Genomic DNA, 13,239 nt, shown 5'->3' with positions numbered 1-13,239 from the left:
CGGGGTGGCAGAATTTGGCGCCACATCGTAGAACAACGCGGGGCATGGCTTGCGCTATCGCCCCGGTTGCTGGTTGCTGTGTCGCAGGAGGCTCATGTCAAAGGTTCGTCTGACCCCGGCCGAAAAGGCCCTTGCCGCGGCGACAACCGCCTTCAATGCCCGCGACTTCAAGACGGCAGTCACGGCTTATGCCGAAGCCCGGGCGCTTGGCGCCTCGGTCAAGCTCAGCGCACGCGGACATGCGCTGGCGCTGTCGGAACTGGGCCGTCAGGATGAGGCGGTCGAGGTCTTCAAGGCCTGGTTCGACCGGGCCCCGCGGGACACTGACGCAATCATCCTGATGGGGGTGCTGCTCAAGCGGGCGGGCCGGCTGGCAAAAGCGGCAGAGGTGCTTGAAGTCGGGCGCAAGCTGTTCCCGAAGAACCTGGCGGCGGCCCATAATCTTGGCAATGTCTATGATCAGATGGGCCAACACGCGCAAGCGGCGGCGTGCTATCGGGCCGCTTTGCAGATCGCCCCGCGAAACGCCGAACTTTGGCGGCTTCTGGCCCGGCAGCACATCTCGCTTGATCAATATGATGAGGCCATTGACTGCCTGAATCGCGGGCTGGCCATCGCGCCGGGCGACACGCAGCTTGTGGCCATGCTTGCCTCGTCGCTGCAACGCTCGGGCCGTATTGCCGAAGCCCGCGACATGGTTCGCAGCCTGCTGCTGTCTGACCCGGACAACCCGGAATATGCCGCTATGGAGGCGCGCCTTTCGGCCCGGATGGGCGAGGTCACGCAGGCCATCGACCTGCTGAAGGCCACGCTTGACCTGCACCCCGGTCATCCCAACGTCAGCCTCCAGGTCACGGCCATGATCGGGGATGGCGATCTTCCGACAGCCAGCGCCATTCTTGAAAAGGCGGTCGAGCTGAACCCCGACCGGCGCGACCTGCTGGCGCGCCTGATCGAGGTGCTGCAACGCTGCCGGTTTGGCAGCGAGGCGGCCCATATCGAACGCTCTTACACGCTGGCCAAGCGTTACATGGAAACCTTCCCGGGCCATGTGTTCGAGGCGGCGCGCGCCCTGCGCACCGTCATGACCCGGGTTCTGGACGAAGACCGCATGGCCCAGACCGGCAGCCATGACATCCTGTTGCCGATGTGGCAGCGCAATGCGCCGCTTTCCTCGGTGCATTACGAGATGGGGCAGGTCTCCACGCTGGAGGACCGGCTGCGGCTGGTGGACTGGCACCGCGCCTGGGGCAAGCGTGCCAGCGCCGGCATCGTGCCGGTCAGCCGCCCGCCCCTGCCCGCGCTGCACACCGGCCGCAAGCTGCGGATCGGCTTCATGTCGTCAGACCTGCGGCACCATCCGGTGACGATGTTCGCCCTGCCGCTGCTGGAAGGCTATGACCGCGATCAGGTCGAGGTGTTCTGCTATTCCTTCTACGAGAAGGCCGCAGACTCAATGCAGCAGCATATCGCAGGCCAGGTGACGGCCTTCCGCAACTGGCCGAAGCGACCCGACGATCAGGTTGCCGAAGGGATTGCCGCCGACGGTCTGGACATCCTGTTCGAACTGGGCGGCTCGACCGCGATGAACAAACTTGAGGTGATGGCCTACCGGCCGGCGCGTCTTGGGGCGAGTTGGCTGGGCTATCCCCATTCCGCCGGGCTGGAACAGATCGACCTGATCCTGACAGACCCCTACCTGCGCCCCGACGACCCGCGCCTTCTGATCGAGCGCGCCTTCGAGATGCCGGCAACCTGGGTGGCGCTGTCGCGCATGTTCGCCCGCCACGAGATCGCCGAAGGCACGCCGCAGGCGCGCAAGGGGCATCTGACCTTCGGCACCGCGAACAACCCCTACAAGTACACGCCCGCCTGCGTGGATGCCTGGGCCGCGGTGCTGCGGGCGGTGCCGGGGTCGCGCTTCGTCTTCCTGCGGCCCGAGGGCGGCGTCGAGAGCTTTGTGGCCAACGCGCGGGCAGCCTTTGCCCGCCGTGATGTCGATCCCGCCCGGCTGGAATTCATCGGCGTCCGCGGCGACCACATGCGCCATTACAACGAGATCGACATCGCGCTGGACAGCCTGCCGCATGTGGGCGGCACCACCACCTGTGAATCGCTCTGGATGGGGGTGCCCACGGTCAGCCTGGTCGGCCCAGGCTTCCCCGAACGGCTGAGCTATTCCAACCTGTCCAACGCGGGCCTCGGCGACCTCGCGGTGTTCTCGGTGGACGATTACGTTGCCAAGGCGGCCGAACTGGCCACCGATCCGGCGCGGCGGCTGGCCTTGCGGCACGGGCTGCGGGCGCAAATCGCGGCGCATCCGCTGGGCCAACCGGAACGGTTCACCGCCGATTTCTACGCGCTGGCAAGAAAGGTGGCCTCGGAATGAAGGCAGTCATCCTTGCCGGTGGTCGCGGCACGCGGCTGTCCGAGGAAACCGGGCTGCGGCCCAAGCCGATGGTGGAAATCGGCGGCCGCCCGATCCTGTGGCACATCATGAAGCTGTATCAGGCGCATGGGATCAACGAATTCATCATCTGCCTTGGCTATCGGGGCTGGCAGATCAAGGAATACTTCCTGAACTACGGCCAGTTGTCGTCGGACCTGACGGTCGATCTGGCCCAGGGCACGGTCGAGGTGCTGCGCCCGGTGGCCGAGCCCTGGCGGGTGACGCTGATCGACACCGGCGAGGACACGCAGACCGGCGGACGGCTGGCGCGGGTGGGGCATCTGCTGGCCGGGGAAGAAGCGTTCTGCCTGACCTATGGCGATGGTCTGGGCGATGTGGACATTGCGGCCAGCATCGCCTTTCACCGCCGCCATGGCCGCGCGGCGACGGTGACGGCGGTCACCCCCCCCGGCCGTTTCGGCGCGCTGCATCAGGAAGGCGATCAGGTGACCGCCTTCACCGAAAAGCCCGAAGGCGACGGCGGCACGATCAACGGCGGCTTCTTCGTGCTGTCGCCCTCGGTCCTTGGCCGGATCACTGGCGATGCGACCCTGTGGGAACAGGAACCGCTGCGCGGTCTGGCGCGGGATGGCGAGTTGATGGCCTATCGCCACAGCGGTTTCTGGCAGCCGATGGATACCTTGCGCGACCGCGATCATCTTCAGGCACTGTGGGACGGGGGCGCCGCGCCTTGGAAGCTGTGGTAAGGCGACCCGACCCCGCGTTCTGGTCCGGACGGCGGGTGCTGCTGACCGGGCATACCGGGTTCAAGGGGGCCTGGGCCGCGCGGATGCTGGCCCTGCTTGGCGCGCGGGTGACCGGCTTCGCGCTGGACCCCGAGCCCGGCCCTTCGGCCTTTGCCGCGCTGTCGGTTTCCGACGCGCTGGACCGTGACCTGCGGGGCGACCTGCGCGATGCGGCAGCGGTGGCGCAGGCGGTGGACGGGGCCGAAGTGGTGCTGCATCTGGCGGCGCAGGCCATCGTCTCGGAAGGGTATCGCGACCCGGCGGGAACCTGGGGCAGCAATGTAACCGGCACGCTGACCCTGTTGCAGGCGTTGCGCGGCAGCGGGGCACGGGCGGCGGTGCTGGTCACCTCGGACAAGGTGTATCGCAATGCGGGCGACCGCGCCTTTGTCGAATCTGATCCGCTGGGCGGCGATGATCCCTATTCCGCGTCGAAAGCTGCCTGCGAAATTCTGGCGGCCAGCCACCGCGCCGCCTTTGCCGACCTGCCGCCCCTGGCCACGGCGCGCGCGGGTAACGTGATCGGCGGCGGCGATTTCGGGCGCGACCGGCTGATCCCCGATCTGGTGCGCGCGCATGTGGCAGGGGTGCCCCTGCGCCTGCGCAACCCCGCCGCCACGCGGCCGTTCCAGCATGTGCTGGACGTGGTTTCAGGCTACCTTCTGCTGGCCGAGGCGCTGGCCGCCGGCACCGCCCCGCCAGCGGTGAACTTCGGCCCTGCCGAGGCCGAGCTTTCGGTGGCCGATCTGCTGGCGCATTGGCAGGCTGCAACCGGGCAGCCGGTAAACTGGCAGTGTGCCGAAGGGCCGCCGATGCCGGAAAAACCCCGCCTTGCGCTGGACAGCGGACTGGCCCGGCGCAGCCTGGGCTGGGAACCGCGTTTCGGCACCGCTGCGGCGGTGGCCGCGACGGCAGACTGGTATCACGCCTGGGCCGCAGGCCAGACCATGGCAGCGGCCAGCGACAGCGCGCTGCGCGCCTTTTTGAATGAGTGATGGAATGAGCGGAACGATCACCCACTGCCGGGCCTGTGGCGCCCCCTTCGGCCCGGTCTTCTGCGATCTGGGTGTGATGGCGGTGGCCAATTCCTACCTGCCGCCCGAGGCCGACCCCGCCGCCGAACCGCGCTTTCCCTTGCGCGCGGTGGTCTGTTCCGACTGCCGGATGGTGCAACTGGACCATGTGGTCGATGCGCATGGCATATTTCGGGATTATGCTTACTTTTCATCAGCATCTTCGTCGTGGCTGAAGCATTGCCTGAATTTTTGCACCGCCATGACAGACCGGCTGGACCTTGGGCCGCAGTCACTGGTGATCGAGGTGGCGTCGAATGATGGCTACCTTCTGAAGAACTTCGTGGCCGCCGGCGTGCCCTGTCTGGGGATCGAGCCGGCAGAAAACGTGGCTACCGTGGCGCGGGCGGCAGGCGTGCCGACCGAGGCGGTGTTCCTGACCCCCGACAGTGCGGCGGCCATCGTGCAGCGGCTGGGGCGGCAAGCCGATCTGGTGGTGGCCAACAACGTGCTGGCCCATGTGCCCGACATCAACGGCTTCACCCAAGGGCTGGCCGCGCTGCTGGCGCCCGAAGGAGTGCTGTCGGTCGAGGCGCCGCATCTGCTGGCGCAGGTTGATGGCGTGCAGTTCGACACGATCTATCACGAACATTACGCCTATTGGTCGCTTCTGGCGGTGGAACACCTGTTCACCCGCCACGGGCTGACGGTGTTCGATGTGGAAACCCTGCCCACCCATGGCGGCAGTTTGCGGATTCTGGCCTCACCCTCGCCACGCCCGGCCTCGGCCGCGCTGCGGGGGCTGCGCCAGCTTGAAGCCGCGCGCGGGCTGGCAAGCGATGCCTTCTATCAGGGCTTCGGCGCGCGGGTGGCAGGGGTTCTGTCCGGCTTCCGCGACTGGCTGGCGGTGCAGAAACGGCGCGGGCGGCGGGTCGCGGCCTATGGCGCGGCGGCCAAGGGCAACACCTTCCTGAATGCCGCTGGCGTGACGGCGGGTGATCTTTTGGCAGTGGCCGACCTGTCACCGGCCAAGCAGGGACGGCTGTTGCCCGGCAGCCATGTGCCCGTGGTCTCGCCCGAAGCGGTGCTGGCGCTGGCGCCGGACGAGATTCTGATCCTGCCCTGGAACATTGCGCCGGAAGTGGTGGCCCAGTTGCGCGCCGCAGGCTTCAGCGGCGGCCTCTGGACCGCCGTGCCCGAGATACGGCGCTGGTGATGCAGCTTCACCCCACGCCCCTGCCGCAGGTGTTCCGGGTGGAAAGCCCGGCGCACAGCGATATGCGGGGCAGTTTTCGCCGCAGTTGGTGCGCCGACAGTTTCGCGGCGGCGGGGCTGGATTTCGCGCCGCGTCAGGCCAGCCTGTCCACCAACCCGCACCGCCACACCCTGCGCGGGATGCACTGGCAGGCCGCCCCCGCGGCTGAGCAGAAACTGGTGCGCTGCGTGGCGGGCGCAGTCTGGGATGTGGCGCTGGACCTGCGCCCCGACAGCCCGACCTTCCGCCGCTGGTATGCCGAAGACCTGTCGGCCGAGAACGGCCGGGCGCTGTTCCTGCCGCACGGGGTGGCACATGGCTTCCTGTCGCTGACGACGGATGCGGTGGTGGAATACCTGATCGACGCGCCCTTCACGCCCGAAGCCGCGCGCGGTGCGCGCTGGAACGACCCGGCCTTCGGCATCGACTGGCCGGCGCCCCCTGCGCTGATCTCGGACCGCGATCGCGACTGGCCGGATTTCCCCAATGGCTGATCCGGTTCTGCTGACCGGCGCCACCGGCTTTGTCGGGCGGGCTGTTCTGGCCGAACTGGTGGCGCGCGGGGTGCCGGTGCAGGCGGTGTTCCGCCGCGCGCCCGGCCCGAACCTGCCCGGCGTGACCTGGTATCCGGCCGATCTGCTGACCGAGGCCGGGCGCAAGGCGGTGCTGGATGCGGGCCCTGCCCCGCGCCTGATCCATTGCGCCTGGGAGGTGGAGCACGGGGCCTTCTGGACCTCGCCCGCCAATGCCGTCTGGCGGGCGGCTTCTGTTGATCTGGTGCAAGGCTTCCTGACCCGGGGCGGGCAGCGGGTGGTGGCGCTTGGCACCTGCGCCGAATACGACGCCACCGCGACGGGCCCCTGGGACGAAAGCCGTCCGCTGGCCCCCGCCACCCCTTACGGGCAGGCGAAGGCGGCGCTGTTCCATGACCTTTCCGCCCTTTGTGGCCCCCGGCTGGTCTGGGCGCGGCTGTTCCACCTGTATGGCCCCGGCGAAGACAGCCGCCGCCTGATCCCCGCGCTGGCAGCGGCGCTGCGGCAGGGCCGACCGGCCGAGGTGCGCAAGGCAGAGCTGATCCGCGACTATGCCTCAACCGCGCATATGGCGCGCTGTCTGGCGGGGCTGCTGGACAGCCCGGCCTTCGGCGCACTGGACATCGGGTCGGCCGAGCCGCGGTCGCTGGGCGATCTGGCCGGCATCCTGGCCCGCCATCTTGGCCGCCCTGACCTGCTGCGCCTGTCGCACCGGATCGACCCGGACGAACCACAGGTCATGGCGCCCCGGCTGGCCCGGCTGCACGCCGCCCTTGGCCCGCTGCGCGAACGGCCCGAAACCGGGCTGCCCGCCCTGCTGGACACCTCTGCGCCAGACTGACGCCGCGCCGTCAATCCTTGCCGATCATCACGTCCGAGGCCTTGATCACCGCATAGGCCCGCTCACCCACCTTGAGCCCAAGCTCATCCACGGCTTCGTTGGTGATCGAGGCTGTCACCAGCGTGCCCCCGATATCCAGACGGACATGGCTGGTCACCGATCCGGTGGTGATCCAGACGATGGTTCCCGGCAAGACGTTTCTGGCGCTGAGCTGCATTTCGGCCTCAAGGATTCGATATGTCTTGCGATACATAGCGTCGCAGGCAAGACGGCGCCCGCCCTGCCTGCGACGCTGCCCTTCTCGAAAGGGCGCGCAAGCCGCCCCTGCCTTGCGCGCGGGCAGATCGACCGTTTTTCAGGCAGCAAAAGAAGGCAAAGGCGGCAGATTGCCCCGCAACCTGGCAAGCCCGATGACCGGCACCGAGAGGGGCTAAAACCCGAGTCCATGACGTATGTATTTGAAAACATGTATCTAACATATTCTCAAATGACAATATTTTTACGACGGAATCCTCGGACGTCTTCGTATAGGGAGGATCAGACCCATCTTGCATGACAGGAGAGACCCATGCGCAAGATCATTTACGGAACCGCCATTGCGGGGCTTTTGGCCGGCATCGCCTATGCCGCCGACCCGATGGCGACCATCACCGCCCGTCAGGATTATTACAAATCGCTGGGTGGCGTGATGAAGCCGATGGCTGGCCTTGCCAAGAGCTTTGACGCCGAAGCCGCCAAGGCCGAAGCCGTCAAACTGGAGGCGATCCTGGCCACCGATGTGGCGCCGCTGTACGCCCCCGGCACCTCGGACGCCGAATTCCCCGGCAAGACCCGCGCCATGGCGAAGATCTGGGAAAACGGGGAAGATGTCGGCGCCAAGGGCAAGGCAATGCATGAAGTCGGGGCCGAGGTGATTGCCGCCGCCAATGCCGGCGATGCCGCCGCCTTCGGTGCGGCCTTCGGCAAGCTGGGCGGCACCTGCAAATCCTGCCACGACGCCTATCGCGTGCCGGAATGATCCTGACGGCCGGGCCTTGCGCCCGGCCCCCCTCCCCTTGATGCGAGACGAAGAATGACCAAGCAGAACGAACAGATCTGGGATCCGGCCCTGCGAGCCTTTCACTGGGCGCTGGCGGTGGCCGTCATCGGCGGGTGGCTGCTGGGCCAGTTCGGCCCCCTGCAGATGACGCTGCATTTCTGGGCCGGCTATGCGGTGGCCGCGCTGATCGTGTTCCGGCTGCTCTGGGGCGTTGTCGGCCCGCGCAATGCCCGCTTCACCTCATTCCTGCGCGGCCCCGGCACGGTAATCGCCTATGTCCGCACCCTGCCCGCGCGCACATCGGTGCATCCCAAGGGGCATAACCCGCTGGGCGGCTGGTCCATCGTGGCGATGCTGGCGGTGCTGGCGGCACAGGTGGCCACGGGGCTGATCCTTGACCCCGAGGATTACATCAACACCGGGCCGCTGGCGGGCATGGTCTCTGCCGACTGGAACCGCTGGGCGCTGGGGATGCACCATACGCTGGCCGTCGTGCTGCTGGCGCTGGTGGTGCTGCATGTCGCCGCCATTCTGTTCTACCGTTTCTGGAAGCGCGAGGATCTGGTGACCCCGATGATCACCGGCCAGCGCCGGCAAGCGGGGCGCAGCCGGAAGGGCCGGTTCACCGCCCATGGCCGCACCGGCTGAGTCCCCCGTGCCACACCTGGCCCCCCAGATACGGGGCCGGGCGTTTCTGGCTGGCCCATATGCCGCGCCTGCCCCTATAGTCTGCGTCGGATACCGGGGGGAACACCCGGACCTTGAGGCAGGCCTATAAAAACAAGCAAGGAGGGAGCGGATGCGCTGCCCATTCTGCGGCAATATCGACACCCAGGTGAAAGACAGCCGCCCGGCGGAAGACCATGTGTCCATCCGCCGACGCCGTTTCTGCCCCGCCTGTGGCGGGCGCTTCACCACCTATGAACGCGTGCAGCTTCGCGATCTGGTGGTGATCAAATCCTCTGGCAAGCGCGAGGATTTCGACCGCGACAAGCTGGAACGCTCGATCCGCATCGCGATGCAGAAACGCCCGATCGACCCCGAACGCATTGACCAGATGATTTCCGGCATCGTGCGGCGGCTGGAGTCGCTGGGCGAGACCGACATCCCGTCCAAGCAGATCGGCGAGATCGTGATGGAAAGCCTGGCCCGGATCGACACCGTGGCCTATGTGCGCTTTGCCAGCGTTTACAAGAATTTCCAGGCTGCGGGCGATTTTGACCGCTTCGTCAGCGAGCTGCGCCCCAGCGACAAGCCGGAAGAGTGAGCGACGCCGACCACATGGCCCATGCCCTGCGCCTTGCGGCGCGGGGCATGGGCGCGACCTGGCCGAACCCCTCGGTCGGCTGCGTGATCGTGAAGGACGGTGCGATCATCGGGCGCGGCTGGACGCAACCCGGTGGTCGGCCCCATGCCGAGGTCCGCGCGCTGGCACAGGCCGGCCGGGGGGCCGCCGGGGCCACCGCCTATGTCACGCTGGAACCCTGCGCCCACCATGGCCACACCCCCCCCTGCGCGGAAGCCCTGATCGCGGCAGGCGTCGCCCGCGTGGTGACCGCCCTGACCGACCCTGACCCGCGCGTCTCGGGGCGCGGCCATGCCATGCTGCGCGCGGCCGGGATCGAGGTCACCGAGTGTGTCGGCACCGCCGGGGCCGCGCGGGTGACGGCGGGGTTTCTGAAGCGCGTCACCCGTGGCCTGCCCTTCGTGACCCTCAAACTGGCCACCACGCTGGATGGCCGCATCGCCACCGCCAGCGGGGAAAGCCGCTGGATCACCGGCCCCGAGGCCCGCGCACATGGCCACCTGCTGCGGCTGACCCATGACGCGGTTCTGGTCGGGTCGGGCACCGCCTGCGCCGATGACCCCGACCTGACGATCCGCGCCTTCGGCACGGCGCGCCAGCCGCTGCGGATCGTGCTGGACAGCCGCTTGCGCCACACCCCAGACAGCCGCCTTGGCCGAACCGCCCGCGACCTGCCGGTCTGGCTGCTGCATGGCCCCGATGCCCCCACCGCCGCGCGGCAGGCCTGGGCCACGACAGGGGCCCGGCTGCTTGAGGTGACGACCGGACCCGAAGGCCATATCGACCCCACTGCCGCGCTGTCCCGACTGGCCGGCGAAGGCCTGACCCGCATCCTGTGCGAAGGCGGCGGCACACTGGCGGCGGCGCTGATCGGTGCCGGTCTGGTGGATGACCTGGCCCTTTATCAGGCCGGCTGCCTGATCGGAGCCGACGGCACCCCGGCGCTGGCCCCGCTGGGCCTTTCCCATTTGGCCAAAGCCCCCCGCTTTCGCCTGCGCGAAACCCGGCGTCTTGGCCCTGACACGCTCAGCCTGTGGTCGATTTGAGACAAAAGCGGGGGCGCTGCCCCCGCACCCCCGGGATATTCAGGGACAGATGAAATCAGCAGGCCTTGCGCCCCTGACTTCATCCGTCCTCAAGTTTCCCCGCCGGGGGCAGAAAGCCCGAACCGGCTGGGCCGTGCCTGCGCGGCCGCTTGGCTTACCAATGGCCGGTGTTCGGCATCGAGATCCAGGGCTCAACCGGCGTCAGGGCACGGCCGCTTTGCAAAAGCTCGATCGAGATGTTGTCCGGGCTGCGGACAAAGGCCATGCGGCCATCGCGCGGCGGGCGGTTGATCGTCACACCGTTCGCCATCAGATGCGCGCACATCGCATGGATGTCCTCCACCTCATAGGCCAGGTGGCCGAAATGCCGGCTGTCGCTTGGCAGAGCCTTGTCGCCGTCCCAGTTCCAGGTCAGTTCCACGGGGCACTCGGATTGGCCGGGCGGGGCCATGAAGACCAGCGTGAATCGGCCGCTTTCGTTGTCATAACGGCGCGCTTCCTCAAGCCCGAGCAGCCGGTAGAAGGCGATGGACGCCTCAAGGTCCAGCACCCGGACCATGGTGTGTAGGTATCTGATCTGCATCTGCCCTCCTTGCGCAGGCCGGTCTGGCCGCGGTCATCGGACAGGATAGCACGCGATCCCCCGAGCGCCACCCTGTCGCGCCACGCCGCCGCGGCACCTTGGCCGCACCGCCCTACTGCGGTTTCCGTAGGATGGCACACCATATATAGTGGCTCGCGACTCGTTTCCGATTTTCCCCGAAAGGCCCCGCCCATGCCGCTGACCCCCGACCAACGCGCCGAGATCGAAGCCGCCAGGGCCCATCCGCAACCCACGCTGCGCGCCGTCTCTCCGGGGATGGAGGCGCATCTCTACCGCGCGCATGAGGTGCTGGATCACGGCTTCATCCGGGTGATCGACTATATGGGCGACGATGCCGCCATCGTGCAGGCGGCGCGCGTCAGCTATGGCGCCGGGACAAAGCATGTGTCGAACGACGAAGGGCTGATCCGCTATCTGATGCGGCACTGGCATTCGACGCCCTTCGAGATGTGCGAGATCAAGCTGCATGTCAAACTGCCGGTCTTCGTGGCCCGCCAGTGGATCCGGCACCGCACCGCCAACGTCAACGAATACTCGGCCCGCTATTCGATCCTTGACCGCGAGTTCTACATTCCGGCGCCCGAACACCTGGCCGCGCAATCGACCGTGAACAACCAGGGCCGGGGCGAGGTTCTGTCGGGCGCCGAAGCCGCTCGCGTCCTGGAAACGCTGAAGCGCGACGCCGCCATCTGCTTTGACCACTACGAGGAAATGCTGTCGCAGGACGGCCAGCAGGGCCTTGCCCGCGAACTGGCGCGGATGAACCTGCCGATGAACACCTATACGCAGTGGTATTGGAAGACTGACCTGCACAACCTGTTCCACTTCCTGCGACTGCGGGCCGATGCCCATGCGCAATACGAAATCCAGATCTATGCCAAGGCGATTGCCGAGTGCGTCAAGGATTGGGTGCCGCTCGCCTATGCCGCCTTTGAAGATTACCGCATGGGCGGCACCACGCTTTCGGCCAAGGCGACGGCACTTCTGAAGCGCCGCCTGGCCGGCGAGGTGGTGGGACAGGAGGAGTCTGGCATGTCGAAAGGCGAATGGCGCGAGTTTGTCGAGGTCTGGGGCTAAACGCGCCTTCCTTGCGCGCCAGTGCATTGCCGTCTCAAAGGGGGCCTGATGATCCGCACCACCATCACGCTGGATGACGAGCTGGCCGCCGAGCTGGAGGCTTATGTCGCACGGTCGCCGGTGCAGAACCGGTCCGAGGCGATCCGCGACCTGATCCGGCGCGGGCTGGCGGTTGAACCGGCGGCGCGGCCCGATCAGGGCTGTTTCGCGGTGGTGTCCTGCGCAGTGGACCAGACGATGCCAGAGCTGGCAAAGCGCATCCGCGAAGGCCGGCTGGCGCGACATTCAGAGATACTGTTCCACACCAGTATTCCGATCAACCACGGGGAAACCGTGGATATATCCGTGCTGCGCGGCGACTTCGCCCGCGTGTCGGATTATGCGGCGCAACTGTTTCTGGAACGCGGGGTGCGGCATGGCGCGGCCGGGCTGATCCCGGTTGAGGAACATGTCGAGACCCATGCGCATGAGGGCGAGGAGCCGCACAGCCACACCCATCTGCGGGTACAGCAAAGCTTCTGACCGGGCTACCTTGACAGCTTGCGGACAGTGGCCTTTGATACCCCCGTTCCGGTGCCCCGCAAGGGGCGAAGAGGGAAGCCGGTGAAACCCCGGCGCTGCCCCCGCAACTGTGAGCGGCGAGTCCCTGCCAAGATGCCACGGGCGCCCTGCGCGCCGGGAAGGCTGGCAGACCGACGATGACCCGCAAGCCAGGAGACCTGCCGGAACCACGAACCGATGCCGGGCGGCGGGCCCGGAGACAGGATCTGTGCAGGGCCACGGCCTGTGCGCTTGTGATCTGTCTCCTGTTCTCCGCGTGGCATCAGGGCTTTGCGCCGAATCCGGCGCCGGGGCCGGCAAGGAAACGTCAGGCGAAGGGGCCAGCGATGCAGCCGAAGGACACGACCACGAATGAGGCCTTCAAGGGCTACACCAACACGGCCTGCCCGTTCCTGCCCTGCCATAAGGGCGTGAAAGGCGATTTCAATTGCCTGTTCTGCTACTGTCCGCTGATCGCCTATGAATGTCCGGGTTCCTACGCGACCTACACGGACCGGAACGGTCTGACACGCAAGGACTGCTCTGCCTGCACCCTGCCGCATGACGATTACCGCAAGTCGTGGAACTTCATCCAGCGCTGGCTGGAATATCCTGTGGTCTGGTCGGGCCTTCCGCAGACCGACCCGCCCACCCGCCGCCCCCGCCCGCCCGGGCATGAGGCTGAGGGACAGGACGATTGACGGCTGTCCTGCAAACGCAGCGCGGGGGAGCTTGCAAACTGCATCCGTTCCATCGCCCGCCTTTGCCCGCCGCAATCAGGCGGTAAGCC

At 67.2% G+C, this 13,239-nt stretch carries 15 protein-coding genes and 1 riboswitch; of the genes, 13 read left to right on the top strand and 2 right to left on the bottom strand.

Translation table 11 applies throughout. The annotated features are described in order from the left end of the window. Positions 1-94: 94 nt before the first annotated feature. Genes B6K69_RS17110 through B6K69_RS17085 form a run of 6 tightly spaced genes read left to right on the top strand, consistent with a single transcriptional unit; the run spans position 95 to position 6,837 of the window. On the top strand, positions 95-2,389 hold the full coding sequence (locus B6K69_RS17110) for an O-linked N-acetylglucosamine transferase family protein (RefSeq protein ID WP_108644664.1): 2,295 nt from the start codon (positions 95-97) through the stop codon (positions 2,387-2,389). Further along, complete coding sequence (gene rfbF / locus B6K69_RS17105; RefSeq protein ID WP_108644663.1) at positions 2,386-3,156, top strand: glucose-1-phosphate cytidylyltransferase; 771 nt, start codon at positions 2,386-2,388, stop codon at positions 3,154-3,156. Before B6K69_RS17110 ends, rfbF begins: the two co-directional genes overlap by 4 nt. A 35-nt stretch (positions 3,157-3,191) precedes the next feature. Beyond that, on the top strand, positions 3,192-4,190 hold the full coding sequence (gene rfbG / locus B6K69_RS17100) for a CDP-glucose 4,6-dehydratase (RefSeq protein ID WP_206340530.1): 999 nt from the start codon (positions 3,192-3,194) through the stop codon (positions 4,188-4,190). A gap of 4 nt (positions 4,191-4,194) precedes the next feature. Beyond that, complete coding sequence (locus B6K69_RS17095; protein WP_108644662.1) at positions 4,195-5,424, top strand: class I SAM-dependent methyltransferase; 1,230 nt, start codon at positions 4,195-4,197, stop codon at positions 5,422-5,424. Beyond that, on the top strand, positions 5,424-5,957 hold the full coding sequence (locus B6K69_RS17090) for a dTDP-4-dehydrorhamnose 3,5-epimerase family protein (RefSeq protein ID WP_108644661.1): 534 nt from the start codon (positions 5,424-5,426) through the stop codon (positions 5,955-5,957). The genes B6K69_RS17095 and B6K69_RS17090 overlap by 1 nt, the downstream gene beginning before the upstream one ends. Further along, on the top strand, positions 5,950-6,837 hold the full coding sequence (locus tag B6K69_RS17085; RefSeq protein ID WP_108644660.1) for an NAD-dependent epimerase/dehydratase family protein: 888 nt from the start codon (positions 5,950-5,952) through the stop codon (positions 6,835-6,837). Before B6K69_RS17090 ends, B6K69_RS17085 begins: the two co-directional genes overlap by 8 nt. Positions 6,838-6,847: 10 nt before the next feature. Here B6K69_RS17085 and B6K69_RS17080 read toward each other — a convergent pair whose 3' ends face one another. Then, entirely contained in the window at positions 6,848-7,054 is a 207-nt protein-coding gene (locus B6K69_RS17080; RefSeq protein WP_107672161.1) for a TOBE domain-containing protein, read from the bottom strand. A 351-nt stretch (positions 7,055-7,405) separates the two neighbouring features. Here B6K69_RS17080 and B6K69_RS17075 point away from each other — a divergent pair, with 351 nt between their 5' ends. From B6K69_RS17075 to ribD, 4 genes are all read left to right on the top strand, one after another. Then, a complete protein-coding gene (locus B6K69_RS17075) occupies positions 7,406-7,855 on the top strand; it encodes a c-type cytochrome (protein WP_108644659.1) in 450 nt (149 codons plus the stop codon). A 54-nt stretch (positions 7,856-7,909) separates the two neighbouring features. Beyond that, a complete protein-coding gene (locus tag B6K69_RS17070) occupies positions 7,910-8,524 on the top strand; it encodes a cytochrome b/b6 domain-containing protein (RefSeq protein ID WP_108644658.1) in 615 nt (204 codons plus the stop codon). Positions 8,525-8,675: 151 nt separating this feature from the next. Further along, a complete protein-coding gene (gene nrdR, locus B6K69_RS17065; protein WP_107671899.1) occupies positions 8,676-9,143 on the top strand; it encodes a transcriptional regulator NrdR in 468 nt (155 codons plus the stop codon). Positions 9,144-9,157: 14 nt separating this feature from the next. Continuing rightward, positions 9,158-10,228 carry a bifunctional diaminohydroxyphosphoribosylaminopyrimidine deaminase/5-amino-6-(5-phosphoribosylamino)uracil reductase RibD gene (gene ribD / locus B6K69_RS17060; RefSeq protein WP_108644993.1) on the top strand — a complete coding sequence of 357 codons (1,071 nt, stop codon included), beginning with the start codon at positions 9,158-9,160 and terminating at the stop codon, positions 10,226-10,228. A gap of 154 nt (positions 10,229-10,382) precedes the next feature. On the opposite strand, the gene B6K69_RS17055 is transcribed toward ribD, so the two are convergent. Next, positions 10,383-10,811, bottom strand: a complete 429-nt coding sequence (locus tag B6K69_RS17055; RefSeq protein ID WP_108644657.1) for a VOC family protein — start codon at positions 10,809-10,811, stop codon at positions 10,383-10,385. Positions 10,812-11,003: 192 nt separating this feature from the next. On the opposite strand from B6K69_RS17055, the gene thyX reads away from it, so the two are divergent. The 3 genes from thyX to B6K69_RS17040 all read left to right on the top strand — a co-directional run bounded on the left by thyX (position 11,004) and on the right by B6K69_RS17040 (position 13,150). Next, entirely contained in the window at positions 11,004-11,909 is a 906-nt protein-coding gene (gene thyX / locus B6K69_RS17050; RefSeq protein WP_108644656.1) for an FAD-dependent thymidylate synthase, read from the top strand. 48 nt (positions 11,910-11,957) lie between these two features. Next, positions 11,958-12,431, top strand: a complete 474-nt coding sequence (nikR, locus tag B6K69_RS17045) for a nickel-responsive transcriptional regulator NikR (RefSeq protein WP_108644655.1) — start codon at positions 11,958-11,960, stop codon at positions 12,429-12,431. A 32-nt stretch (positions 12,432-12,463) separates the two neighbouring features. Further along, a riboswitch (cobalamin riboswitch) is annotated at positions 12,464-12,650 on the top strand. Between the two features lie 146 nt (positions 12,651-12,796). Beyond that, the gene (locus B6K69_RS17040; RefSeq protein ID WP_107671903.1) at positions 12,797-13,150 is read left to right on the top strand and encodes a cysteine-rich small domain-containing protein; all 354 of its coding nucleotides are present in this window, start codon (positions 12,797-12,799) and stop codon (positions 13,148-13,150) included. The last annotated feature ends 89 nt before the right edge of the window (positions 13,151-13,239 follow it).

The organism is Pseudogemmobacter blasticus, assembly GCF_003071405.1.
GTDB classification, from domain to species: Bacteria; Pseudomonadota; Alphaproteobacteria; order Rhodobacterales; family Rhodobacteraceae; genus Pseudogemmobacter; species Pseudogemmobacter blasticus.
Note: the sequence above shows the minus strand (reverse complement) of the source record. Positions and strands in the feature narration are given on the sequence as shown.

Coding starts and splice junctions, on each gene's coding strand:
- B6K69_RS17110 (WP_108644664.1), top strand. CDS start 95: ATGTCAAAGGTTCGTCTGACCCCGGCCGAAAAGGCCCTTGCCGCGGCG.
- rfbF (WP_108644663.1), top strand. CDS start 2,386: ATGAAGGCAGTCATCCTTGCCGGTGGTCGCGGCACGCGGCTGTCCGAG.
- B6K69_RS17095 (WP_108644662.1), top strand. CDS start 4,195: ATGAGCGGAACGATCACCCACTGCCGGGCCTGTGGCGCCCCCTTCGGC.
- B6K69_RS17090 (WP_108644661.1), top strand. CDS start 5,424: ATGCAGCTTCACCCCACGCCCCTGCCGCAGGTGTTCCGGGTGGAAAGC.
- B6K69_RS17085 (WP_108644660.1), top strand. CDS start 5,950: ATGGCTGATCCGGTTCTGCTGACCGGCGCCACCGGCTTTGTCGGGCGG.
- B6K69_RS17080 (WP_107672161.1), bottom strand. CDS start 7,054: ATGCAGCTCAGCGCCAGAAACGTCTTGCCGGGAACCATCGTCTGGATC.
- B6K69_RS17075 (WP_108644659.1), top strand. CDS start 7,406: ATGCGCAAGATCATTTACGGAACCGCCATTGCGGGGCTTTTGGCCGGC.
- B6K69_RS17070 (WP_108644658.1), top strand. CDS start 7,910: ATGACCAAGCAGAACGAACAGATCTGGGATCCGGCCCTGCGAGCCTTT.
- nrdR (WP_107671899.1), top strand. CDS start 8,676: ATGCGCTGCCCATTCTGCGGCAATATCGACACCCAGGTGAAAGACAGC.
- ribD (WP_108644993.1), top strand. CDS start 9,158: ATGGCCCATGCCCTGCGCCTTGCGGCGCGGGGCATGGGCGCGACCTGG.
- B6K69_RS17055 (WP_108644657.1), bottom strand. CDS start 10,811: ATGCAGATCAGATACCTACACACCATGGTCCGGGTGCTGGACCTTGAG.
- thyX (WP_108644656.1), top strand. CDS start 11,004: ATGCCGCTGACCCCCGACCAACGCGCCGAGATCGAAGCCGCCAGGGCC.
- nikR (WP_108644655.1), top strand. CDS start 11,958: ATGATCCGCACCACCATCACGCTGGATGACGAGCTGGCCGCCGAGCTG.
- B6K69_RS17040 (WP_107671903.1), top strand. CDS start 12,797: ATGCAGCCGAAGGACACGACCACGAATGAGGCCTTCAAGGGCTACACC.